The following is a 23,960-nucleotide window of genomic DNA, read 5'->3' on the forward strand; positions in this document are numbered from 1 at the left end:
AAATCGCCCAAAGGTAATTATATTAGAATCTAGCGTAAGCTATTGGGCTTTGTGAGTATCGTATCCAACGCGTAGCTAAATCCTAGCAGCGTAAAGTGCTTTCTATCATTAAAATGTTATCTATATCTCTTTTTTATCCAACTTATTGCATCGTTTTTTAGGGCTTTTGATAGGTGATTAAGAAGCGTTTACCGCTTTGGTTTTCTTGCCCCATGAGACTTGCTGAATGACTAAGCCACTGATGATCAATACTAGGCCAATCAAGGTTGAAGGGTGAATTTCTTCGCCGATGATGGTAGCTAACAACATGAGTGAGATAAATGGAGAAGCAAAGATCAGATTACTGATACGCGCGGTGTTTTGCGTTGATTTGAGTGCGCTCAGCCACAAAACGAAAGTGATCCCCATTTCAAACAGTCCGACATACGTCACCGCTGCCCAGCCTTTAGCTGAGATCATCTGCCAGCCAGCACCTTCATAAAGACTTAAACCAATGGCGAATGGAATAGCGACCAAAAAGCCGAGCAGAACGCCAACCACAGGGTCGGCCTTATTTTTGGTATTTAAAATCCAGTAACCGGCCCACAGCAGCGTTGATAGCAGCGCAAGACCAACACCCAACGGGCTCTCAAATTCCATGCCTAAAAGATTGCCTTGTGTGGCAATCACTATCACGCCGACATAACTAAAACCGCAAGCCAGCCAGTCCTTACCACGGATCTTTTGTCCTAAGAAAACAGCGGCCATTAGCGTTAAGGTGATGGCCCAGCTGTAGTTGATCGCTTGAGCCTGAGATGCGGGCAGCAAGTCATATGCTTTGAACAGAATAACGTAATACGCCAAAGGGTTAATCAACCCAAGCAGTAGGTAATACCAAGGGTTTGAGAAAAATGTAGCACTTAACTGGCCCAATTTACCTTGCACACCACAGATTACTGTTAGCGCAATCGCAGAGACGATGCTGGCAATGCATAGCATTTGAATAGGCGTAAATTCTGCCAACGTGAGTTTAAATGCGGTTGCAACGGTAGACCAAAGTAATACTGCTGAGAGCCCAAATCCTAGGGCGCGACGCTCGTTCATGATGCCTCTGCGTGATGATGTGCCGCTCGGTTTGGATAATTTGAGCGGAAGAAAGAATATTATAGGAAGGCCTAGTGTATGCGAGGATTTTTCATCCAACAAACTGGACATTTATCCAGTGTCTAAATACCATTGTTATAGATACAAAACACAGGCTAACTCGCTATTATGCAATGGATTCTTGAGTACCAATCTCTCATTCTCTCTTCTCTTTGTGCTGCCACGCTTAGTGGTGTCGCTGCCGGTTGGTGGGTGAAACAGCGTTTTATCACCCAAACTCAGCTTCTCGAGCAACAACTTGTTTCAGAAAAACAGCTTCATCAACAGCAACTTGAACAGGTCAAGCAAAGCCTTGCCGATGCTCAGCAAGAGTTGGATGAATTAGATGATGAGCGCGATAAAGCCGCGTTTGAAGTACGCCAAACACATGGAAAGCTGATGGCAGCAATGGAAAAACTGCGTTACTTCGAGGCTGTAAAGCAAGAGCGCCAGCAATACTTTGATGAGCTTGGCCAAATGCGTGAACACAAATCACGTCTAGAAACGCAGCTGCGTGAACAGCAAGCTCGCCATGAGCAAATTAACCAAGCTAATGCCGAAAAACTGCAAATTTTAGAACAAGCAGAAGCACGCTTGAAACAACAATTTGAGCACTTGGCCAATCAACTGTTTGAAGAAAAAACCGCGAAGGTCGATTTGCAAAACCGTCAGAGTTTAGAAGGCTTGTTGTCACCGCTTAGAGAACAGTTAGAAGGGTTCAAAAAGCACGTTAATGACAGCTTTAGTCAAGAAGCTAAAGAGCGCCATACCTTAGTGCATGAGCTGAAAAACCTGCAACGTTTGAACGAGCAAATGACGCGCGAAGCGGTTAATTTGACCCAAGCGTTGAAAGGGGACAACAAACAGCAAGGTAACTGGGGCGAAGTGGTGCTCGCTAGGGTACTTGCCGAATCTGGCTTGCGTGAAGGGCACGAATATCAGACTCAGGTGAACTTACAAAATGAAGCTGGCAAGCGTTACCAACCTGATGTCATTGTTCATCTCCCACAAAACAAACAAGTGGTTGTGGATTCTAAAATGGCGCTGGTTGCCTATGAGCGCTACTTCAACGCCGAAACTGATGCTGAGCGCGATCAGGCTTTGAATGCGCATTTAGCCGCTCTACGTGCACATATCAAAGGGTTAAGCATGAAGGACTACCACAAACTCAAAGGTATTCAGAGTTTGGACTATGTTCTGATGTTTATCCCGGTTGAGCCGGCGTTCCAAGTCGCGATTCAAGCCGATCCAAGTTTGATCAAAGACGCGATGGAGCAAAACATCATTTTGGTGAGCCCAACAACGTTGCTGGTGGCATTGCGCACCATTGATAATCTATGGCGCAATGAACGCCAAAATGAAAACGCCAAAATGATTGCGCAGCGTGCGACAAAACTCTACGACAAATTACGATTGTTTGTAGACGACATGGAGGGGCTCGGTGGTGCGCTGGATAAGGCGAATCAAAGCTATCAAGGTGCGATGAACAAGCTTGCCACAGGGCGCGGAAATGTGATTCGCCAAGCCGAAAGCTTTAAACACTTGGGAGTTGAAATTAAACGACCGATTTCTTCCGACCTCGCGCAGTTAGCGCAGAGTGATGCATTTTCAGAAAATGACCCGTTAGTAGAAAGACATCCGGCTGAGGATAAAGTAAACTAATCGCCCGCAGTGCAGTGGGCGATTTTATTTGTCAACAAACGCCCCGTAGAGGAAAGCGCTGCCTAAGAGGAATTAGAATGACGGACACAAGTTTGCAATCCAATACAGCGTTAGAGAATGAAACCACTCACTTTGGTTTCTCTACAGTGGCAAAAGACGAAAAAGTGACTAAGGTTGCCGAAGTATTCCACTCCGTGGCAACAAAATACGACATCATGAATGACCTGATGTCAGGTGGTATTCACCGCCTTTGGAAGCGCTTCACTATCGATTGTAGTGGCGCTCGCCCTGGCCAGCGTATTCTTGACCTAGGTGGTGGTACGGGGGATTTGACGGCGAAATTCTCGCGCATTGTTGGCGATGAAGGCCATGTCATCCTTGCCGATATCAATAACTCAATGCTTAACGTTGGTCGCGATAAACTGCGTGACAACGGTATTGTGGGTAACGTGCATTACGTTCAAGCCAACGCAGAAGAACTGCCGTTCCCTGATGATTATTTTGATGTTATCACCATCAGTTTTTGTTTGCGTAATGTGACAGACAAAGACAAAGCGCTTCGTTCAATGTTCCGCGTACTGAAGCCAGGCGGCCGTCTATTGGTGTTGGAATTTTCAAAACCAGTGCTAGAGCCGTTATCGAAAGTATACGACGCATATTCATTCCACTTGTTGCCGAGAATCGGTGAGCTAGTTGCGAATGACTCAGAGAGTTACCGCTACCTAGCGGAGTCAATCCGTATGCATCCAGACCAAGAAACGCTGGAAGGCATGATGCAAGACGCAGGTTTTGAAAACACCAAATACTACAACTTAACTGGTGGTATTGTGGCTTTGCATCGCGGTTATAAATTCTAAGGGTTAACGGCATGCCATTTGAACCACTTATCACCGCTGTGATTGAAACGTCACTGAATACACTGATCAAAGACGACCCAGCATTGGGCCGTCGTTTAGCGCGTCTAAAAGGTCAAGTTATTCAAGTTCACCTGAAAGAGATCAATAAAACACTGACATTCGTTTTTAGTCAGCAAATTGATGTGCTTGGTCATTACGAAGGGCAGCCTAACTGCTATCTATCGCTCAACTTGAGTGTGTTACCAGAGCTGCGCGATCAGGCCAACATCACTCGTCTTATTAAACAAGATAAACTTGAACTCGAAGGCGATATTCAATTGGCGCAGAAATTCTCTCAGTTGATGGTGGATTGCAAACCAGATGTTGAAGAGTGGTTGTCTCGCGTGACTGGCGATGTCGCCGCACATACCTTTGTGCAAGGTTCAAAAAACATCGGCAACTTTCTTGCGTCTCAAGCAGAAAAACACCAGCGTCATCTTGCGCAAGTAGTGACTGAAGAATGGAAACTGGCTCCCGCTCCGTTAGAAGTGGCCTATTTCTGCGACCAAGTTGATGAGGTTCGCAGCCAGGCTTCTCGCATTGAAGCTCGTTTAACGGCTTTGCTGAATAAGCTGGATGCAGATAAGCCTGCATTGGAGAAACCATGACGCCAGCAGAACTAAAGCGCTTATACCACATCGCCAAAGTACAACTGGAATACGGCTTAGATGAGCTGCTTCCCGATCACCAACTGACCAAAGCTCCGCTTTTACTGCGCAAAAGCTTGTTTTGGATTAAGAACAAGCACCCAGAAAAACCACTCGGTGAACGTCTGCGTTTAGCACTGCAAGAGCTGGGGCCGGTTTGGATTAAGTTCGGTCAGATGATGTCGACGCGCCGTGACTTATTTCCTCCGCATATCGCTGATCCCCTAGCTTTACTTCAAGACCAAGTCGCTCCTTTTGATGGCGAGTTGGCAAAAAAGCAGATGGAGCAAGCATTAGGTGGTCCGTTAGAAAAATGGTTTACCGAGTTTGATATCAAACCACTGGCGTCTGCGTCGATTGCTCAGGTACATACTGCGCGCATAAAAGACACTAACCAAGAAGTGGTATTAAAGGTTATCCGCCCAGATATTCGCCCAGTCATTGATTCAGATCTAAAACTGATGCACCGAATGGCGCGTATAGTCGCCGGAGCGATGCCTGAAGCACGTCGTTTAAAACCAGTTGAAGTCGTGCGTGAGTACGAGAAAACCCTGCTTGATGAACTCGACTTGCGACGTGAGGCGGCGAATGCCATTCAGTTGCGCCGCAACTTTGAGGGCAGCGAAGAATTGTATGTTCCTGAAGTTTTTCCCGACTTCAGTAATGAAACTGTCATGGTTTCTGAGCGAATATATGGCATTCAAGTCTCTGATATTGAAGGCTTGAAAGCAAATGGCACCAATATGAAATTGCTCGCGGAACGCGGTGTGAGTGTGTTCTTCACTCAGGTGTTCCGAGACAGCTTTTTCCATGCCGATATGCATCCGGGTAATGTGTTCGTCAAACCCGAACATCTAGAGAACCCAATGTGGATAGGGATAGATTGCGGAATCGTTGGTACACTTAATAGCGAAGACAAGCGTTATCTGGCGGAAAACTTCCTGGCGTTTTTCAATCGTGACTACCGCCGAGTGGCGGAGTTACATGTGGATTCAGGGTGGGTGCCTGCGGATACCAATGTCGATGAGTTTGAGTTCGCGATTCGCATTGTGTGTGAGCCTATTTTTGCTAAGCCATTGTGCGAAATCTCCTTTGGTCATGTGTTGTTGAATTTGTTCAACACGGCACGTCGATTCAATATGGAGGTTCAGCCACAGCTTGTACTGTTGCAAAAAACGCTGTTGTACGTGGAAGGGCTTGGTAGGCAGCTATATCCTCAACTTGATTTGTGGGAGACCGCAAAACCATTCCTGGAGGAATGGATGATGAATCAAGTTGGGCCGCAAGCTCTAGTGAATGCGATTAAAGACCGCGCACCATTTTGGGCAGAGAAATTACCTGAACTGCCAGAGCTACTTTACGATAGCCTGAAACAAGGTAAAGCGATGAATCAACGTATGGATCAGCTTTATCAAGGGTATCGCCAGAGCAAGCGCCAGCAGGCGACAGGAAAGTTTTTGTTTGGCGTTGGCGCGACTTTAGTCGTATGCTCGGCAATATTGGTGAACGATGCTTTTGAGCAGCTTTCGTTGGCCTGCGGTATCGCAGGTGTCACATTTTGGCTGCTTAGTTGGCGAGCTTATCGTCAATAGACGTTAAACTCTTGAAATATTTTTGTTTGTTTAAAGACCCGAGGTAAAGAGAATGGGTGGTATCAGTGTTTGGCAACTTCTAATCATTGCTGTAATTGTTGTATTGCTATTCGGAACAAAGAAACTACGCGGTATCGGTGGCGATCTGGGTGGTGCCGTTAAGGGCTTCAAAAAAGCGATGAGCGAAGATGAACCTGCGAAAAATGACAAAGACGCAGACTTCGAACCAAAAAGTCTAGAAGAGCAGCAGAAAAAAGAAGCTGCTCCTGAAACGAAAAAAGACAAAGAGCAGGCGTAAAACGTGTTTGATATCGGTTTTTGGGAACTGGTATTAATATCTGTTGTTGGTCTGGTCGTTCTTGGGCCGGAGCGTTTGCCTCATGCTATTCGCAGCGTGTCTCGCTTTATCGGTGCCGCTAAGAGTATGGCAAATAGCGTCAAAGACGAATTGTCACACGAGCTGAAAGTCCAAGAGCTGCAAGAAAACTTGCGCAAAGCAGAACAAATGGGGATGGATGATTTGTCCCCTGAGTTGAAATCTTCAGTTGAAGAGTTGAAGAAGGCAGCGCAATCTGTAAATCGTCCTTACGCAAAGAACACCGATTCAGAGGCTGAGCCTGTAAAAACAGAGCCAGCAGTCGAAGAGGCCGTGAAAGCGCAAGAGAGCAAGGTTACAGCGGCAGATAAGAAAGCCGAATAGTCTCATTAGGAGGAGCTACTAGTGATTGGTAGCTCCTTTTTGATCTGGTTTTTAATAAGAGGTTTGCCATGTCTACCGTCGAGCAGACACAACCTTTAATTAGTCATTTGTTGGAGCTTCGCAACCGACTACTGCGCTCAATCCTCGCAGTGTTGGTCGTGTTTGTCGGACTAATTTATTTCTCTAACCACATTTACGAGTTTGTTTCCGCACCTTTAGTAGAACGTCTACCTGAAGGCGCGACCATGATTGCTACGGATGTAGCGTCACCTTTTTTTACGCCACTTAAGCTGACGTTAATTGCTTCGGTATTTATTGCGGTGCCGTTTATTTTGTATCAAGTTTGGGCCTTTGTAGCGCCAGGTTTGTACAAGCATGAACGTCGATTGATCATGCCACTGCTGTTTTCTAGTTCGCTATTGTTCTACTGTGGAGTGGCATTTGCCTACTTCGTGGTATTTCCATTGGTGTTTGGCTTCTTTACCGCCATCTCTCTTGGTGGAGTAGAGTTTGCAACTGATATCTCGAGTTATCTCGACTTTGTGCTGGCGCTATTTATGGCGTTTGGTATCGCATTCGAGGTGCCTGTTGCGATTATTTTGTTGTGTTGGACTGGGGCCACTACACCAGAAGATTTAAGACAGAAACGTCCTTATATTATAGTGGCTGCGTTTGTCGTAGGTATGGTGTTAACGCCACCAGACATGATCTCGCAAACCTTACTCGCTATTCCGATGTGTTTACTGTTTGAAGTCGGTTTGTTCTTCGCGCGTTTTTATACTCGTCGAAGCGAAGAAGTAGAAGCGGAAACCGAAGAATAAGGCTAATCTAGATGTGAAAAGCGGCTCAATTGAGCCGCTTTTTTTGCGGTTGGTTTTTTCTTGGGCTAATTACTTAACTTTCATGACGTAACCACATTTTGTGCATACGTATACTTCTTTGATGCCCAGCAGCTTTTGAAAAAAACTGCGCGGTACGCGTTGTAAGTAAGCACCATGTGTACACACTTCAATTTCCATATTCATGCTGTTTTACACTTTTGCTAATTAATGGGCGTAAATCAGTATAGAAAAATAATGTGTCGAGTTGTCGACAGTTTTGCAAAGCGGACGAAGTAAAGTGACGATATGAGAAGTAAGTAGAGTTGCTAGTTAATTATTATGTTTATCAATAATTTTGTATGGATTGTTCTACTATTTCAACGGGTTGAATCGTTCATTCAATAGTTTAGGTGATAAAAAAGCGACGTTGATTTCGTCGCTTTTTTCAATTCTCGTGAACTAAATATTAAACAGCGTTTTGGCATTCTCAGTCGTTATGGCATCGATGGTTGCGATGTCAACATCACGCAAGTCGGCAACACGTTGTGCAACGAGAGAAGTGTAGGCTGGTTCATTACGTTTACCACGGTGTGGCACCGGCGCTAAATATGGACAGTCGGTTTCTAAAATGACCCACTGCATATCCAAATGTGGAATGACTTTATCCATCCCGCCATTCTTAAAGGTCGATACGCCACCCAAGCCTAAGTGGAAGCCTAGCTCATTGATTGCTTGCGCTTCTTCTAAGCTGCCTCCAAAACAGTGGAATACACCACGCAGACGACCATCTTGCTCTTGTCGTAGCAAAGTGAGTGTTTCTTCAATCGAATCACGAGTGTGGATAACGACCGGTAAATCCATCTCTTTTGCCCAGTTAAGTTGAGCTACGAACGCCATTTCTTGCTCAGCACGATAGGTTTTATCCCAATATAGGTCGATACCAATTTCGCCCACCGCAATAAACTTGTGTTTCTCAAACCAACCGCGGATGATCTCCAACGTTTGTTCAACATTGCTGTCCACATAACAAGGGTGCAGCCCCATCATTGAGTGGCATACGTCAGGATATGTCGCTTCGGTTTTTAGCATGGGCTCAATTGAGTCCAGATCGATGTTTGGCAACAGGATTTTATTAATGCCTTGCGTTAAGGCGCGTTGTACTACTTCATCGCGGTCGTTATCAAATTCGCTGGCATAGATGTGCGCGTGGGTATCGATCATCGTTACTCTCTGTGCTTCATGGTTGGTTTCGTATTCGAAGTATACTTGAGTGTGAGTGCTGGGTCATTTTCAGTTTTTTTCATTACCTTTTTCCAGATTGTCACTCGCAACATGCATCAAGAGTGATATGATTTTGTTCACCAGATGATTTGATCATCATAACCGTCCAGACAAGGAGAAAATGGTGTCTGTATCAATTCAAGGTCCATTCCCTGCACGCCGTATGCGTCGTTTACGTAAGCACGATTTTAGTCGTCGTTTGATGGCTGAGAACCAACTTTCTGTTAATGATCTGATTTACCCAATGTTCATTCTTATGGGTAAAGATCGTCGTGAGAGCGTGGAGTCCATGCCGGGTGTAGAGCGTTTGTCGATTGATTTAATGCTAGAAGAAGCACAATACCTTGCAAATCTAGGCGTTCCAGCAATCGCGCTTTTCCCTGTCGTAAACCAAGACGCTAAAAGCTTATGTGCTACTGAAGCCTACAACCCAGAAGGTTTGGTTCAGCGAGCAGTACGAGCGCTTAAAGAACACATTCCTCAAATTGGTGTAATCACAGACGTGGCACTCGACCCATTCACGACACATGGCCAAGACGGCATCATCGATGAAGATGGCTACGTAATGAATGATGAAACCACAGAAGTATTGGTTAAGCAGGCTTTGTCTCATGCAGAAGCGGGTGCTGACGTAGTTGCGCCTTCAGACATGATGGATGGCCGAATTGGTAAGATCCGCGAAGCATTAGAAAACGCGGGCTACATTCATACTCAAATCATGGCTTACTCGGCTAAGTACGCGTCGAACTACTACGGACCATTCCGTGATGCGGTTGGCTCTTCTTCAAATCTAAAAGGCGGCAACAAGAAAAACTACCAAATGGACCCAGCAAACATTGATGAAGCGATTCACGAAGTGGCGCTAGACATCAATGAAGGTGCGGACATGGTGATGGTTAAACCTGGTATGCCATACTTAGATGTAGTTCGCCGAGTAAAAACTGAACTTCAAGTACCGACATTTGCTTATCAAGTCTCTGGCGAGTACGCGATGCATAAAGCGGCGATCATGAATGGCTGGCTCAAAGAGCGTGAAATTGTGATGGAATCACTATTGTGCTTCAAACGTGCAGGTGCAGATGGCATCTTAACGTACTTTGCGAAAGACGTTGCTGAGTGGTTGGCAGAAGAGAATGCACAAACTGCTCAACACCTAAATCGTACTCCGGAAGCGACAGAAGAGTAATTATCGCTCAGTGAGAAATACCAGACCAACAAGAGTTGTTCGTCTGTATATACCCAAGTAACCTCAGGCGGATTACAACAGTAACAATCCAAGGTGCTTGGGTATTTTTATTTTGGAGAAGAGAACAATGACAATGCTGATTCGTGAAGGCACATTGGAAGAAGCACTTCAAGTTGTGGCGCGTGTTACCGAGTTTTCGAAAGGAGAAACGGTAGACTCCATGACTCAACGTTTAGAAGAGAAAAACAGTTTAATCCTCGTTGCAGAAAAAAATGGCACGATTGTCGGCTTCAAAATAGGTTACGAATTAGAGGATGGTGTTTTCTATAGCTGGTTAGGTGGTGTTGTCCCTGAAGCTCGAAATGAAGGCGTGGCACAACTGCTTTTGGAAGCTCAAGAGGATTGGGTGGCAGAACAAGGCTACAACACATTAAAAGTGAAATCTCGAAACCAGTTTCCGGCTATGCTTCGCTTGTTATTGAGAAATGGCTATATAATTGAAAAGTTTGAAGAAAAAGTAAATCTTCGAGAATCTCGAGTGCATTTCATTAAAGCAATGTGAAAATAAATGAGATTTTTTCTCATTTAACTGTTGACTACGAAATGAGAATCATTATTATTAAACCTGTCTTAGGGAATGAGGAAAGTTCACAAGGACGTTGAGTGACTTATTAACAGAAGTTAATTAACTGAAAGTTGAGAAGTGATGAAACATTTTTCCGAGAACTTGCACGAATTCTTTTTGACACGACATTGCTCACATTGCTTCCAGTGTAATTTATAGCTTCTTGGTTAAGCTGCTCTATTTACAGAATTTGCTTTACCACTTCTGCTAGGCGACCCCATTCGGGTCGCTTTTTTCTTTTCTACGATTTCTATTTGACGTCACTATTAATATCTTTTCCACATGCGATGATCATTTTAGGATCGTTGATCTTCTCGCCGTTATGCGAATTTGTTGTTATTAATCAATGGTTTGGGTTGGTGTTTTCTTGTGTTTTTTGTTATTGGATAACCAGTGGATAATTTCTATAAACAGAGTTATCCACAGGAGGTGGTGTTTTCGTGAATAAAGTCGGAAAAATTTACGCGACCTAGATCGAGCGAACAAGATAGATTCAGATCAGCAGTCATGGCATCCTAGGCAGATCTCTCAAGTACTGAATTGGATACAGACAATTATGGCAAGTATTCCTGAAAATCCGTTGATCCTTATCGACGGCTCTTCTTACCTATATCGCGCTTTTCACGCCTACCCGGGCACCATGAGCAATGGTGAAATTCCAACTAATGCCGTTTACGGCGTCGTGAACATGTTACGCAGCATGATGCGTCAGTTTGCGTCTGAGCGCATCGCGGTGGTTTTCGATGCAAAGGGAAAAACCTTTCGTGATGATATGTATGCAGAATACAAAGCGAATCGTCCGCCAATGCCGGATGACCTGCGTTGTCAAATTGAACCATTACACAATGTTATTCGTGCAATGGGTTTGCCGCTGATCTGTGTTCCTGGCGTCGAGGCGGATGACGTCATCGGTACGTTAGCATACCAAGCATCACAAAAGGGCATGCCTGTATTGATCAGTACTGGTGATAAAGACATGGCGCAGCTAGTGGATGATAACATTACCTTGATCAACACCATGACGAACGTCGTAATGGATCGTGAAGGTGTGGTTGAAAAGTTTGGCATTCCACCTGAGTTGATCATCGACTACTTAGCACTGATGGGCGATAAAGTAGATAACATTCCTGGTGTACCGGGTGTCGGTGATAAAACAGCGACCGCACTACTGCAAGGTATTGGTGGTCTGACGAAGTTGTATGAAAACCTCGATGATATTGCAGGGCTTGGTTTCCGTGGTTCTAAAACCATGGCGAAAAAGCTCATCGACAACAAAGAAAATGCCATGCTTTCGTATGAGCTCGCGACCATCAAATTGGATGTTGAGCTTGAGGAAACGCCAGAATCATTGCTGAAAGCGGAACCAAATAAAGACGAATTAGTGAAGCTGTATGGCCAACTGACGTTTAAATCTTGGTTGAATGAACTACTTGAAGGCGGTTCTGGATCTGTGGAGGCCGTAGAGCTTGCAGGATCTTCACAAGCTTCTTCTTCTCAAGCCGAGATGGAAACTTCTGCGGTAACAATCGATCGCAGCCAATATGAAACAATTCTGGATAAAGAAACCTTCAATGCTTGGCTAGATAAACTTCAAACGGCTGAGCTGTTTGCATTTGATACGGAGACCGATAACCTAGATTACATGCTAGCGAATCTAGTTGGTTTGTCATTCGCTGTCGATGAAGGTATTGCGGCTTATGTGCCAGTTGCACATGACTATTTAGATGCGCCTGAACAGCTTGATCGTGATTGGGTACTAGAACAGCTGAAGCCAATTCTTGAAGATGCAGCGAAAGCAAAAGTCGGTCAAAACTTAAAGTATGATGCGTCTGTACTCGCTCGTTACGACATTGAGCTAAAAGGTATTAAGCACGACACGATGTTGGAATCGTATATCTACAACAGTGTCGGCGGTAAACACGATATGGACAGCTTGGCGCTTCGCTTCCTACAGCACAGCTGCATTTCTTTTGAGCAAATTGCAGGTAAAGGCAAAAATCAGCTTACGTTTAACCAAATCGAACTGGAACAAGCATCGCCATACGCGGCAGAAGATGCGGATGTGACCCTTCGTCTGCACAATCGCTTGTTTGCTAATATCGAGCAGGATGAAAGCCTGAAGACAGTTTACGAAGAGATTGAAATGCCGTTGGTGCCAGTTCTTTCGCGCATTGAACGCACTGGGGTCTTTATCGATGAAATGAAGCTGAGTGCGCAGTCGGTCGAGATTACCGCTCGCCTTGATGAGCTTGAAAAGAAAGCGTACGAAATTGCAGAGCAAGAGTTTAACATGAACTCGCCAAAGCAATTACAAGCCATCCTATTTGAAAAAATGGGTTTACCGGTTGTGAAGAAAACGCCATCAGGCACACCATCGACGAATGAAGAAGTTCTGCAAGAACTCGCGCTAGACTACCCACTACCAAAACTGATTTTGGAATACCGTGGTTTGGCGAAGCTAAAATCAACTTACACCGACAAACTGCCGAAGATGATCAACCCATCAACGGGGCGCGTGCATACTTCTTACCACCAAGCAGTGACTGCAACGGGTCGTCTATCTTCTACTGATCCGAACTTACAGAACATTCCAATTCGTAACGAAGCTGGCCGTCGTATTCGTCAAGCGTTTGTCGCGCCATCAGGGCATAAAATCTTAGCGGTCGACTACTCGCAAATCGAACTGCGCATCATGGCGCACCTTTCTGGCGACCAAGCTTTATTGAATGCATTCCGTGATGGCAAAGATATCCACGCGGCAACCGCAGCAGAAATCATGGGTGTTTCTATTGAGGACGTTTCAAGTGAGCAACGTCGTCGTGCGAAAGCGGTTAATTTCGGTCTTATTTACGGCATGAGTGCGTTTGGTTTGGCGAAGCAATTAGGCATTCCTCGTGGTGAGGCTCAAGCGTACATGGATACATACTTTGAACGTTACCCAGGCGTGATGCAGTACATGGAAGACACACGCAGCACAGCAGCAGATAAAGGGTATGTTGAAACGATTTTTGGTCGACGTTTGCATTTGCCAGAAATCAAATCGCGCAACGGGATGCGTCGTAAAGCTGCTGAACGTGCGGCAATCAACGCACCAATGCAAGGTACGGCAGCGGACATCATTAAGAAAGCGATGCTGTTGGTTGATCAGTGGATTCAGGAAGAAGGCAATGGTCGTGTGAAGTTATTAATGCAAGTACACGATGAATTGGTCTTTGAAGTTGAAGAGTCATCATTGTCCGAAATTGAAAGTAAAGTACAGAAATTGATGGAATCTGCAGCAGAGCTAAAAGTACCGTTGGTTGCAGAAGCAGGTCACGGTGATAACTGGGATCAAGCTCATTAGTCACTTTTAGACCAAAATAACCAATTAATTATGAGCCAGCGCACAAACGCTGGCTTTTTTTTGAGATTAAAAAAGCTAGCGCAAAGTTAACTTTGATGTTGCTTAATAAAAATTTCATGAAAAAAAACTACAAAAATTCTTTGCAATTCTGACCAATTGTTGTACATTAATACTCGTAGGGTACAGAGGTAAGATGTTCTATCTTTCAGACCTTTTGTTTCACGTTATTGGATTAGGCTGATTCAGCCGCCCCAGTCAGTTTTTGACTGGGGCGTTTTTTATTGGGCGAAAGAAAATTATTCTTTTGGATCAGCAGCTTAAAGTTAGCCTTCAAAAACCTTCTTTTTTGACCTTTCTAAGTCACTGCAAAATCTCGATTTTTCCTTCAAATTTATTGCGTTATTCATCCTGTAAATTTACGTCAGTCACACTATTATTTTTTCTTGAAAGAAACTAAGTTACATCTTTTTGAAGATTTGCTTGGCTTAACTGTCTGAATTGTAACGCTATTGGGTGTTTTTGGAGTGAATGTTTGGTGATACACAGGAAACAAGAGCGCTTTTTAACCTATTGAAATCGAATCTCAGTTCAGCAATGCTTCGTCACATAACAATAATTACCAATTTTTCTCTCCCGTTATCCCTGCCAGGAAGGCGGGGATTTTTATTGCCTGTTATTTAGTTCAGATAAACAAAAGCCCCACCAAATGGCAGGGCCGTGTCGAAGAAATTTAACAAATATTGTTAATTATTCTTCATCGCTCGCAGGTATCTCTTGTTCGTCTTCTTCTATCAGGTGTGCTAGTGCTGGTGCAAACCAGGTATCCAGTTTTGCACGTAGCTGATCGACACCTAATCCTTTCAGTGAAGAGAACACATCAACAGAAACGTCACCACCGAAAGTTTCTACTTGCTTACGAACTTTCAGTAGAGTTTGTTTGCGTGCACCACTTTTTAGTTTATCTGCTTTGGTTAGCAAAACTTGCACAGGAATGTGGCTATCGATGGCCCAGAAAATCATTTGTTGGTCGAGATCTTTCATTGGATGACGAATGTCCATTAGAACCACTAAGCCTTTTAGGCACTCGCGTTTCTGTAGGTATTCACCCAAAGATTTCTGCCATTTGTTTTTCATCTCTACCGGTACTTGAGCAAAACCGTATCCAGGTAGATCGACAATGTGACAACCTTCTTCTACTTTGAAAAGGTTGATTAATTGCGTACGACCAGGTGTCTTTGATGTCTTGGCTAAGCTTTTTTGATTAGTTAGACGGTTAAGTGCACTCGATTTACCAGCGTTTGAGCGTCCTGCAAACGCAATTTCGACACCTTCGTCTTCCGGCAGGTGACGAATATCGGGTGCGCTGGTGATGAAATGCGTATTTTGGTAATGAATTTTTACGCTCACTGTTAACTCCATCTCGACTTTGTGTAGTCGATTGATTACTTTTTTGTGAAAATGTGTAAAATAACCGTGCTCGGCATAAGGTCGCCTATTGTACCATGAGTGTACGCGGTATGTTCACATTCCGTGGTACTGGAAGCTTGATAATTATAATGGAATGTCATGAATAAATTAGCGCTAATTTTGAGTCTTTTAGCCAGTTGCTCAGTATGGGCCCAAGGTAATATTGAGGCTGGTAAAGCAAAATCACAAACCTGTGTCGCCTGTCACGGAGCAGATGGCAACAGTGCAATAACAACGTACCCGAAACTCGCAGGCCAACACGCTAAGTATCTTGAGAAGCAGTTAAAAGAACTTAAGCTAGGCATGACAAGTGGTGGTAAACAAGGTCGTTACGATCCTGTAATGAGTGGTATGGCAATGCCACTGAGCGATGAAGATATCGCAGACCTATCTGCTTACTACGCTTCGCTACCAGTTTCAGAAAACTCAACACCTGAAGATGTAGTAGCAAAAGGCAAAACGCTTTATACCGCTGGTGATGCCGAGCGTGGCCTAACCGCATGTATTGCATGTCATGGTCCTCGTGGCAATGGTACTGAGCTTTCAGGTTTCCCGAAAATTTCTGGTCAGCATGCTGACTACATCAAAGCTCAGCTAGAAAAATTCCGTGATGGCGACCGTGGTAATGATATGAATGCCATGATGCGCGACATCGCGAAGAAAATGACAGACGAAGATATCGAAGTGCTGTCTAAATACGTTGGCGGTCTGCACTAATATACCTAAATCGCTCAAGAACCTGCATCTTGAGCTGGTTGGGTAGATGTCCCTACATCGTTCGAGCAACTTGTACAAAAATGCCCTAGTGAATCCACTAGGGCATTTTTGTTCGTGACAGATATCACAGTCGAGTTTGGATGCGAAAGCGATAGTTGGCTCGGCAGTTTGTGAGACATTTGCCATACTTGATGTTGGCTTTTTCTTGTTAGTGTTTTTAAGTTTTTGATTAAATGATAATTTTGATTTTTTAGAAAAATAGGCGGATTATTTTTTCAACCCATTACTTGTGAGCATAACGGGATGGCGTAAAGTAGAAGTCGTTCACAGGGAGTGAATGTAAGGATTTAAGACCACGGTTTAGGTCTCCAAGGATGTAGCTCGGATGCTTGGTGATTTAGAAAGGGATTTAGATAGGTAGGGAGCCTATCAGATAAGGATGGTCATCTCGTCTGACGGTTAAGACAGTGAAACGGATCAGGCACAGGAAGTTGCTCAGTAGACAGGAAGTAAACGGATAGCCAAAATTCATCAGGAAGATGAAAAACAACTCTTTTTGGCAGGGAAAGCTCTAAAAACAAAGGGATCATTGGTGCACCAAATGTGTGCAACACAGTTTCGCCAATTGATGGCACTTAGAAAGCGACAGTCTGACTGTCGCTTTTTTTATATCCGTTGACTTGCTCAGTCGTAACTTGAATTGATATTACTGCACTTATTTAGCTTTATAGGTTGTAAACAAAGTTTTTTAACAAAAATTGCTGAAAAAACACTCAACAACACTCCAATCCGAGTTCACTTTCTGGTATGTTTCGCATCCCTGTTTGAGGAAGTCAGCATGCATACCTGTCCTTTATGCCAAAATCAGCGCACTCACCATTATTTTGAAGATAAGCGTCGTGAATATCTTCAATGTGAGCAGTGCAGCTTGGTATTCGTAAATCCAGACCAACGTTTGGATGCGGAAAGCGAAAAAGCTCACTATGATTTGCATGAGAACAACCCCGATGATTTGGGTTACCGACGCTTTTTGTCGCGTATTACTGACCCGATCACAGAGCGAATTTCTCCACAATCAAATGGTATCGACTTTGGTTGTGGTCCTGGCCCAACGCTCTCCTTGATGCTGGAAGAGGCGGGGCACAACATGGCGTTGTACGATCTCTACTACCACCCTGATACGTCGGTTTTAGAAAAAACGTACGACTTCATGACAGCAACAGAGGTGATAGAGCACCTCTACCACCCAGATTTGGTGTGGAAGCAATGGTTGAATTTAGTTAAGCCAGGGGGCTGGATAGGCCTGATGACGAAAATGGTCATCGACGTGGAGGCTTTCAAATCATGGCATTATAAGAACGATCTCACTCACGTAGTGTTCTTTAGTCGTGACACGTTCCAGTTCCTAGCAGAGCGGGATAAGCTCGAACTCGAATTTATTGGTAATGATGTAATTTTACTGAGGAAACCCCAGTAATGAGCCGTAGTAAAAAATCTAGAAAACCGGGTGCCGCTGGTGCACCTGAGTTTGTTGTAACTCGTAACCGTACAGAATCTGATGTGGAAGGCCGCTTACGCAAGCGTGCTAAAAAGCGTAAAGGTCTGAAAACGGGTAACCGTAACTCAGAAGTTAACGAGCAGAAAAAGCAAGCTGCTGCACAAAATCGCGACCCGCGCTTAGGCAGCAAAAAGAAAATACCTCTGATTGTTGAACCTGCGAAGAAAATGACGAAGCAAGAGCGTCGTTTGTCGGCAGAGCAAGAACTAGAGATGCTAGAAAATGACGCGCAATTGAACGTGTTGCTAGACCGTATTGAAGCGGGTGAAAACCTGGGCACAGGTCTACAGAAATTCGTCGATGAGAAACTCGATCGCATTGAGAAGCTAATGGACCAACTAGGTTTGTTGGAACCTGAAGAAGAGGAAGACTTCACTGCACCTGCTGAGAAAAGCACGCGCAACGATGATGACTTGCTGGCAGATTTCGACGACATTAATTTCGACGACTATAAAGGATAATTAAGCTATGAATGTAACCTTATTAGCTATTGCTGGTGTTGTGATTATCATCGCACTCGCTTCTTATGCAGGTTACCTTCTGCTTCAATTGAAAAAGCAAAAGGAATTGCAGCTGAAGCATCAAAAATTGGCGATAGACAAACGTAACGCCAACATTTTTGAGAATGTGCATACCTTGTGTCAGGCGGGCATTCAAGGGCAGTGCGATTTATCTGAAATCAGTATCCGTGTGTATAACATCATGGATTATGTACAAGGTGAAGACCGCGTTGATTTCGATAAAACGTACCCTGCGATTTCTGAGCTTTACCACATAGTGAAAGATATGGCGCGTGGCGAAGAACGCCAACAACTTGCCAAGAAAGAGCGTATGCAACAGAACTTGACGCGTCATAAAGCGGAAAGCCGCCTCACTGATGCGATTATTGAGGAGCTCAAAGTGTTGCAGAAAAACGTCCAGCCACTGAATAATCAAATCAATATTCAGATGATTTAAGCGCGACCCCCAATAGTCTCCTTATGACTAATGGGGGTATCGTGATCACGCTAGCACTTCTTTAGTTTTATACTTAAAAAGCCAGTCGGCGTTGCCACGCTTGTCATCGTCGTATGGCAAAATAGCGGCTCTGAATATCGGGTGACGGCTTTCGTTGCCCTAGCATTTAACGGAAAGTACCACCATGTCGAATCAACACACTGAATCGAAACAGCAAATCGTCTGGGATCAAGCGGTATTGGATAAGTACAACTATTCCGGGCCTCGTTATACGTCGTACCCAACGGCGCTGGAGTTTCATGAAGCGTTCACCATTTCTGATTATGATATGGCATGCACTCAATACCCAGAACGCCCATTATCGCTGTACGTACACATTCCGTTCTGTCACAAGCTTTGTTACTACTGTGGATGTAATAAAGTCATTACACGCCATTCGCACAAAGCGGATGAATACCTCGACGTGCTTGAACACGAAATTCGTCAACGTGCTGCATTACTTGTTGGTCGCACCGTGACGCAATTGCATTTTGGTGGTGGTACACCGACGTTTCTCTCTGAAAAGCAAATCACGCGTGTAATGAGCCTGCTACGCCAAGAGTTTACTTTTAGTAGCGATGCTGAAATCAGTATCGAGGTTGACCCGCGTGAAATCGAGCTGACCATGCTGGATCATCTGCGTAGTGAAGGCTTCAATCGCTTGAGCATCGGTGTTCAGGACTTCAACAAAGAAGTGCAAAAGCTGGTGAATCGTGAGCAAGATGAAGAGTTCATCGTTGCGATGGTTGCGCGCGCAAAAGAGTTAGGCTTTCGTTCGACGAACCTAGATTTAATTTACGGTTTACCGAAGCAGACCAAAGAATCTTTTGCCAAGACTCTAGAACAAGTGCTAGAGATGCAGCCGGGCCGTCTATCCGTGTTTAACTACGCGCACATGCCACAGCTATTTGCAGCGCAGCGTAAGATTAAAGACGAAGACCTGCCAAAGGCAGAAGAGAAGATGGCGATTCTGCAAGACACCATCGCGACACTGACTGATGCTGGCTACCAATTTATCGGTATGGACCACTTTGCTTTGCCGGACGATGAACTTGCTGTTGCCCAGCGCGAAGGTATTTTGCATCGCAATTTCCAAGGCTACACCACACAAGGTGAATGTGACTTGGTTGGCTTTGGTGTTTCTGCAATCTCGATGATCGGCGATGCGTACGCGCAAAACCAGAAAGAGCTGAAGAAATACTACGCTCAAGTCAACGAACTTCGTCACGCTCTATGGAAAGGGGTCTCTCTGGACTCCGATGATTTGCTCCGTCGCGAAGTGATTAAGCAGCTGATTTGTAACTTCAAGTTAGACAAGAAAGCCATTGAGTCTGAGTTTAAAGTGAGGTTTGAACAGTACTTTAAAGAAGATTTGCAGCTACTTCAGACCTTTATTAACGATGAGCTGGTGGAAGTGGATGACAATGAAATTCGTGTGACGCTGCGAGGTCGTTTGTTGATCCGTAATATTTGTATGAGCTTCGATAAATACCTACGAGCAAAGGCACGTCAGCAACAGTTCTCTCGTGTTATTTAATCAGAGATACAGATTCAAGATATAAAAAATGCCAGCAGATGCTGGCATTTTTTTATGTTTTCGCTGGATTTAAGCGCGATCTTTTACTTTTTCTCTCAGTTCCGATTTTTCTGCTTCTGAAAGGAACGCAATCTCAAGGCCATTGATTTGCGCTTGGCGAATCTGGTCTTGGCTCAGGCCAGCGGCTGGTGCCGCTACTTCGTATTCGTATGGCAGTTCGATACCTTCAACCGCTGGATCGTCAGTGTTCAGACACGCAAGAACGCCATGCTCTAGGAACTGCTTGAGAGGGTGGTTTTCTAGCGTTTCTACCGTACTTGTTTGGTAGTTTGACGTCAGGCAAGATTCAATACCAATGCGGTTTTCTGCTAGGTAATCCATCAGTTTTGGATCGTGAATCGCTTTTACGCCGTGACCGATACGAGTTGCGCCCAGCTCATTGATTGCTTGCCACATGCTCTCTGCACCTGCTGCTTCACCAGCATGGACCGTTACCCCAAGGCCAGCATCGCGTACTTGCTTGAAGTGAGACACAAAGCGATCACCCGGTTGGCCTAGCTCGTCACCCGCAAGGTCGACGGCAACGATGTGATCTTTCTGGCTCAGAATGCCGTCCAGTTCTTGTTGACATGCGTCAGTGCCAAATGTGCGACTCATGATACCGATCAGGTTGGCTTTCACGCCAAAATCGCGCATACCCGCTTGCACACCGTCCACGACGGCTTCAACAACCCCCGTTACTGGTAGTTTGTGTTTCATCGCCATGTAGTAAGGAGAGAAACGCAGCTCTGCGTAATCGATTTGTGCGTTTAGCGCGTCTTCTACGTTTTCGTACGCGACACGACGACACGCATCTAGATCGCCCAGTACAGCAACACCCCAGTCGAGCTTAGAAAGGAAAGCAACAAGAGAGGGTTCCGCTTCGACAATTTGAACGTGAGGAGTGAGAGACTCAATATCGTACGCTGGTAGGGCAATGCCAAACTTTTGGCCTAGCTCAAGAATCGTTTTAGTACGAATGTTACCGTCGAGGTGACGGTGCAAATCAGTAAGAGGAAGGTTCTTCGTTATCATTTTGTCGATCCGGATAGTTATGAACTGGAACAGGGCCCAAACATCATCTGTGACAATACATGGGTAAGATTTGCAGTTAAGTATAAATAACAGTTGGGTAGATTGTCAGTAGAGGATGACTAGGAAATCAACGATTCTCGCTCTTTTCTACTTCATGTTCACCAAATGTGTTGGCCATTCTTCTAGTGGCATAGGGCGGCTGTAGTAGAAGCCTTGCACCTGATTACAGCCTAAAGAGCGCAGTAATTGTGCTTGATTGCTATCCTCGACACCTTCCGCGACGACATTAGTTTTGAGACCTGCTGTGATATTGATGACGGCAGCGACGACTGAACTGTTTAAGTTTTCTTGTGTGAGTTGATTGATGAAGGTGCGATCAATCTTCAAGCAGGTAAACGGCAGAGAGTGGAGGTAACCCAGTGATGAGTAGCCGGTGCCAAAGTCATCTATCGCGATACCAATACCCATTTCACGCAGTTTAGTCATATTTTCTAGTGTGGTCGGTGCGCTATCAATGATACGTGATTCTGTGATCTCTAGTGTGAGGTTACTTGCTGGTAATTTCGTGATATCCAATACGCTTGTCACCGTATCAACAAAACTTGGGCAAGATAGTTGATTAACGGAGATATTCACATGCAGTTGGAAGTCCGACGGCCACTGTTTGCTTTCGATCGCTTGGTAAGTGTCGCGACAAGCTTGTAACAGAATCTGTTGGCCGATGGCTTTGATCATGCCGCTTTCTTCCGCGATTGGGATAAAATCTAATGGTGACACCATACCTGAGTCGCTATGCCAACGCGCCAGTGCTTCGGCGCCACACACTGTGCCACTGACGAGATCCACAATCGGTTGGTAATGAGGAATAAACTCTCGGTTTTCAATGCCAGTTTGGATCTTGGTCAGCATTTGCGTACGAAACTTTGAAGCGCTCGCTAGTTCTGGGCTGTAGTGACAAACACCAGTCAGTGAGTCTTGTTTAGCGTAACTTAATGCGATGCTGGCGTTGCGTAACCATAAAGGCATGGTTTCGTTTGGCTGGGTTTGTACAATACCAAGTGAAATCTTCATCACTACATTCTCGCCTTCCACCATAAATGGGGTGGAAAAGAGTTGCTGTAATCGACGCTCGGTTTGTTTAATTTTGGTTTCAGTGTCGACATTTGAGAGAAACACCGCGAACTCATCACCACCAATCCGAGCCAATAATGCGTTGTCACGAAACTGCTGTTTTAGCCTTTCAGCGATGCTGACCAACAACTGGTCGCCGTTGTGATGACCCACACTGTCGTTGATATCTCTAAATTTGTTGATACCAAGTAAAAATAAACTGCCGTGACAAAGATGAGACTGATTTTCACAGATTTCGACCAAACCCTGACGGCTATATAAGCGTGTTAGAGAGTCATAAACTAACTGTTCACGCAATGCTTTGAATGAAGCTCTTAGATTGTTCGCCATTTCATTAAAAGCATGAACCAGTACGGTTGTCTCATACACATAACCAGGCTTTGGCATGCCGCTATCCCAATCCCCATTTGCCAGGTGCTGAGCGGCGGCGGCCGTCGCGTTAATTGGTCTGGTAACTCGGTTGAAAATGATCCAACTGATGGCGATCCCAAATAGGCTTACAATAATGCCAACGAGCCAACTCTCTTGCTGGCTTTTTGGTAACAGGCCGAGAAGCTCGGACTCCGAAATGGAGGTGCCAATAAACCATGTTAAGCCATCTTGGTCTCGATACGGGGTTAGCCGACTGAAAATACGTTGTCCATCATGTTCAAATGAAAAAGTATAAGGTTGCTTGGTGTTGTTGAGATCGAAAGACCGGACGCGGCTCGCACTGATTTTGATGATCGGGTCTGCGTTTTCAGCGGCAAGCAAACGCTGCCCTTTATCCGAAAATTTTGTGCCCCATGAGATGACGCTTCCCGGGCCTGAGTGAGCGATTAAACGATGATCTGGGTCCATGATGTAGACCGACGCTTTAGTGTTGTATTTTAACTCGCGCAGAAACTCGTTGAATGTATTGATACGAATGTCTGTCACCAAAACACCAGCAAATTGGTCGTGTTTGTACACCGGCGTCATGGCTGATAGCGTAATATCCTGGCGTTCATCAGCGTTGGTATAAATTTCAGACCAAGTGGCGTTTTGGCTCTCTGCAACGGGCTTATACCATGGGCGAGTGCGAGGATCGTATTGGGAGATAACCGTTCGAATGTTGTTACTCACATGGTTGGTTCCATAAATAACCAGATCACCATCGGTGTAGCGATCTTGCACCATTAAGGTGTAATCGTCGGAAAGCTCGCGGCGAAAGCCTGCAAAGTCGCCGTTTTCTGAACCAAATGCGATTACATCCAACTGCGGTATCGATTGGTAAAGATTTTTGAATGCACTCAGCAGGTAGTTTTGAATGTCTGAGGTATCGTGAGGGCGATAAAGGTTGTGATAGCTGACGTTGTGCGCGAGAGCCATAACCGCAGTAAAAGGCTTACGTAGATAGCTATTGAGGTGGTCGTGGACACTTTCGGTTAACACGGAAAGTTGCTTGTCACTGATATCCGTGACCACTTCTTCGTAACTTTGTTTTTGGACGTAGACAATGACACCGATCGCCAGTAAGAAGATCATGACAAATGGAATCAGAACAGCAGTACGCAGTGTAATTTGAGTCGTAGCAGTAGACATCGCCTAATCACATAGATGGTGGTGCGCCACAATTGTACTGAT

The 23,960-nt window shown here is 44.9% G+C and carries 20 protein-coding genes; 15 read left to right on the forward strand and 5 right to left on the reverse strand.

The annotated features are described in order from the left end of the window. Positions 1-177 precede the first annotated feature (177 nt). Entirely contained in the window at positions 178-1,083 is a 906-nt protein-coding gene (locus R8N28_RS07205; RefSeq protein ID WP_053349759.1) for a DMT family transporter, read from the reverse strand. A 168-nt stretch (positions 1,084-1,251) separates the two neighbouring features. Between R8N28_RS07205 and rmuC the strand changes: the two genes are divergently transcribed. The 7 genes from rmuC to tatC all read left to right on the forward strand — a co-directional run bounded on the left by rmuC (position 1,252) and on the right by tatC (position 7,440). After that, positions 1,252-2,784, forward strand: coding sequence for a DNA recombination protein RmuC (rmuC, locus tag R8N28_RS07210; protein ID WP_005379209.1), 1,533 nt, complete (start codon positions 1,252-1,254; stop codon positions 2,782-2,784). A 77-nt stretch (positions 2,785-2,861) separates the two neighbouring features. Further along, a complete protein-coding gene (ubiE, locus tag R8N28_RS07215; RefSeq protein WP_005379210.1) occupies positions 2,862-3,641 on the forward strand; it encodes a bifunctional demethylmenaquinone methyltransferase/2-methoxy-6-polyprenyl-1,4-benzoquinol methylase UbiE in 780 nt (259 codons plus the stop codon). 11 nt (positions 3,642-3,652) lie between these two features. Further along, positions 3,653-4,288 (forward strand): SCP2 domain-containing protein, encoded by a 636-nt coding sequence (locus R8N28_RS07220; RefSeq protein ID WP_005379213.1) that lies wholly within the window; start codon positions 3,653-3,655, stop codon positions 4,286-4,288. Next, positions 4,285-5,919 (forward strand): ubiquinone biosynthesis regulatory protein kinase UbiB, encoded by a 1,635-nt coding sequence (gene ubiB / locus R8N28_RS07225; protein WP_262600256.1) that lies wholly within the window; start codon positions 4,285-4,287, stop codon positions 5,917-5,919. The genes R8N28_RS07220 and ubiB overlap by 4 nt, the downstream gene beginning before the upstream one ends. 52 nt (positions 5,920-5,971) lie before the next feature. Then, positions 5,972-6,217 (forward strand): Sec-independent protein translocase subunit TatA, encoded by a 246-nt coding sequence (tatA, locus tag R8N28_RS07230; protein ID WP_005382958.1) that lies wholly within the window; start codon positions 5,972-5,974, stop codon positions 6,215-6,217. Between the two features lie 3 nt (positions 6,218-6,220). Next, on the forward strand, positions 6,221-6,619 hold the full coding sequence (gene tatB / locus R8N28_RS07235) for a Sec-independent protein translocase protein TatB (RefSeq protein WP_017635021.1): 399 nt from the start codon (positions 6,221-6,223) through the stop codon (positions 6,617-6,619). A gap of 68 nt (positions 6,620-6,687) precedes the next feature. Then, positions 6,688-7,440 carry a twin-arginine translocase subunit TatC gene (gene tatC, locus R8N28_RS07240; RefSeq protein WP_005379234.1) on the forward strand — a complete coding sequence of 251 codons (753 nt, stop codon included), beginning with the start codon at positions 6,688-6,690 and terminating at the stop codon, positions 7,438-7,440. A 459-nt stretch (positions 7,441-7,899) separates the two neighbouring features. Here tatC and R8N28_RS07245 read toward each other — a convergent pair whose 3' ends face one another. After that, positions 7,900-8,661, reverse strand: a complete 762-nt coding sequence (locus tag R8N28_RS07245) for a TatD family hydrolase (RefSeq protein ID WP_262635400.1) — start codon at positions 8,659-8,661, stop codon at positions 7,900-7,902. A gap of 184 nt (positions 8,662-8,845) precedes the next feature. On the opposite strand from R8N28_RS07245, the gene hemB reads away from it, so the two are divergent. The 3 genes from hemB (at position 8,846) to polA (ending at position 13,875) form a co-directional block, all read left to right on the forward strand. Then, positions 8,846-9,907 carry a porphobilinogen synthase gene (gene hemB, locus R8N28_RS07250; RefSeq protein WP_031777176.1) on the forward strand — a complete coding sequence of 354 codons (1,062 nt, stop codon included), beginning with the start codon at positions 8,846-8,848 and terminating at the stop codon, positions 9,905-9,907. A gap of 127 nt (positions 9,908-10,034) precedes the next feature. Next, on the forward strand, positions 10,035-10,469 hold the full coding sequence (locus tag R8N28_RS07255; RefSeq protein ID WP_005379245.1) for a GNAT family N-acetyltransferase: 435 nt from the start codon (positions 10,035-10,037) through the stop codon (positions 10,467-10,469). A gap of 619 nt (positions 10,470-11,088) precedes the next feature. Further along, on the forward strand, positions 11,089-13,875 hold the full coding sequence (polA, locus tag R8N28_RS07260; protein WP_053303417.1) for a DNA polymerase I: 2,787 nt from the start codon (positions 11,089-11,091) through the stop codon (positions 13,873-13,875). Between the two features lie 747 nt (positions 13,876-14,622). On the opposite strand, the gene yihA is transcribed toward polA, so the two are convergent. Next, positions 14,623-15,282 carry a ribosome biogenesis GTP-binding protein YihA/YsxC gene (yihA, locus tag R8N28_RS07265; protein ID WP_017635019.1) on the reverse strand — a complete coding sequence of 220 codons (660 nt, stop codon included), beginning with the start codon at positions 15,280-15,282 and terminating at the stop codon, positions 14,623-14,625. 159 nt (positions 15,283-15,441) lie between these two features. On the opposite strand from yihA, the gene R8N28_RS07270 reads away from it, so the two are divergent. From R8N28_RS07270 to hemN, 5 genes are all read left to right on the forward strand, one after another. Next, on the forward strand, positions 15,442-16,059 hold the full coding sequence (locus tag R8N28_RS07270) for a c-type cytochrome (RefSeq protein WP_017821950.1): 618 nt from the start codon (positions 15,442-15,444) through the stop codon (positions 16,057-16,059). Between the two features lie 838 nt (positions 16,060-16,897). Then, positions 16,898-17,536, forward strand: a complete 639-nt coding sequence (locus R8N28_RS07275; RefSeq protein ID WP_017821951.1) for a class I SAM-dependent methyltransferase — start codon at positions 16,898-16,900, stop codon at positions 17,534-17,536. After that, the gene (gene yihI / locus R8N28_RS07280; RefSeq protein WP_005379252.1) at positions 17,536-18,078 is read left to right on the forward strand and encodes a Der GTPase-activating protein YihI; all 543 of its coding nucleotides are present in this window, start codon (positions 17,536-17,538) and stop codon (positions 18,076-18,078) included. The genes R8N28_RS07275 and yihI overlap by 1 nt, the downstream gene beginning before the upstream one ends. Before the next feature lie 7 nt (positions 18,079-18,085). Continuing rightward, positions 18,086-18,574 carry a DUF2489 domain-containing protein gene (locus R8N28_RS07285; RefSeq protein WP_005379254.1) on the forward strand — a complete coding sequence of 163 codons (489 nt, stop codon included), beginning with the start codon at positions 18,086-18,088 and terminating at the stop codon, positions 18,572-18,574. 184 nt (positions 18,575-18,758) lie between these two features. After that, on the forward strand, positions 18,759-20,150 hold the full coding sequence (hemN, locus tag R8N28_RS07290) for an oxygen-independent coproporphyrinogen III oxidase (RefSeq protein ID WP_017821952.1): 1,392 nt from the start codon (positions 18,759-18,761) through the stop codon (positions 20,148-20,150). A gap of 69 nt (positions 20,151-20,219) precedes the next feature. Here hemN and add read toward each other — a convergent pair whose 3' ends face one another. Both add and R8N28_RS07300 read right to left on the reverse strand, forming a co-directional pair. Continuing rightward, positions 20,220-21,224, reverse strand: a complete 1,005-nt coding sequence (add, locus tag R8N28_RS07295) for an adenosine deaminase (RefSeq protein ID WP_017821942.1) — start codon at positions 21,222-21,224, stop codon at positions 20,220-20,222. 147 nt (positions 21,225-21,371) lie between these two features. Next, on the reverse strand, positions 21,372-23,918 hold the full coding sequence (locus tag R8N28_RS07300) for an EAL domain-containing protein (protein WP_149192284.1): 2,547 nt from the start codon (positions 23,916-23,918) through the stop codon (positions 21,372-21,374). Between the last annotated feature and the right edge of the window lie 42 nt (positions 23,919-23,960).

Source organism: Vibrio sp. Vb1554, from assembly GCF_033344235.1.

Excerpts from the sequence above, each read along its gene's own strand:
- R8N28_RS07220 (WP_005379213.1), top strand. The coding sequence starts at position 3,653 with ATGCCATTTGAACCACTTATCACCGCTGTGATTGAAACGTCACTGAAT.
- polA (WP_053303417.1), top strand. The coding sequence starts at position 11,089 with ATGGCAAGTATTCCTGAAAATCCGTTGATCCTTATCGACGGCTCTTCT.
- tatC (WP_005379234.1), top strand. The coding sequence starts at position 6,688 with ATGTCTACCGTCGAGCAGACACAACCTTTAATTAGTCATTTGTTGGAG.
- R8N28_RS07270 (WP_017821950.1), top strand. The coding sequence starts at position 15,442 with ATGAATAAATTAGCGCTAATTTTGAGTCTTTTAGCCAGTTGCTCAGTA.
- R8N28_RS07275 (WP_017821951.1), top strand. The coding sequence starts at position 16,898 with ATGCATACCTGTCCTTTATGCCAAAATCAGCGCACTCACCATTATTTT.
- R8N28_RS07245 (WP_262635400.1), bottom strand. The coding sequence starts at position 8,661 with ATGATCGATACCCACGCGCACATCTATGCCAGCGAATTTGATAACGAC.
- ubiB (WP_262600256.1), top strand. The coding sequence starts at position 4,285 with ATGACGCCAGCAGAACTAAAGCGCTTATACCACATCGCCAAAGTACAA.
- ubiE (WP_005379210.1), top strand. The coding sequence starts at position 2,862 with ATGACGGACACAAGTTTGCAATCCAATACAGCGTTAGAGAATGAAACC.
- add (WP_017821942.1), bottom strand. The coding sequence starts at position 21,224 with ATGATAACGAAGAACCTTCCTCTTACTGATTTGCACCGTCACCTCGAC.
- R8N28_RS07300 (WP_149192284.1), bottom strand. The coding sequence starts at position 23,918 with ATGTCTACTGCTACGACTCAAATTACACTGCGTACTGCTGTTCTGATT.
- tatA (WP_005382958.1), top strand. The coding sequence starts at position 5,972 with ATGGGTGGTATCAGTGTTTGGCAACTTCTAATCATTGCTGTAATTGTT.
- R8N28_RS07205 (WP_053349759.1), bottom strand. The coding sequence starts at position 1,083 with ATGAACGAGCGTCGCGCCCTAGGATTTGGGCTCTCAGCAGTATTACTT.
- rmuC (WP_005379209.1), top strand. The coding sequence starts at position 1,252 with ATGCAATGGATTCTTGAGTACCAATCTCTCATTCTCTCTTCTCTTTGT.
- R8N28_RS07255 (WP_005379245.1), top strand. The coding sequence starts at position 10,035 with ATGACAATGCTGATTCGTGAAGGCACATTGGAAGAAGCACTTCAAGTT.
- R8N28_RS07285 (WP_005379254.1), top strand. The coding sequence starts at position 18,086 with ATGAATGTAACCTTATTAGCTATTGCTGGTGTTGTGATTATCATCGCA.
- hemN (WP_017821952.1), top strand. The coding sequence starts at position 18,759 with ATGTCGAATCAACACACTGAATCGAAACAGCAAATCGTCTGGGATCAA.
- yihI (WP_005379252.1), top strand. The coding sequence starts at position 17,536 with ATGAGCCGTAGTAAAAAATCTAGAAAACCGGGTGCCGCTGGTGCACCT.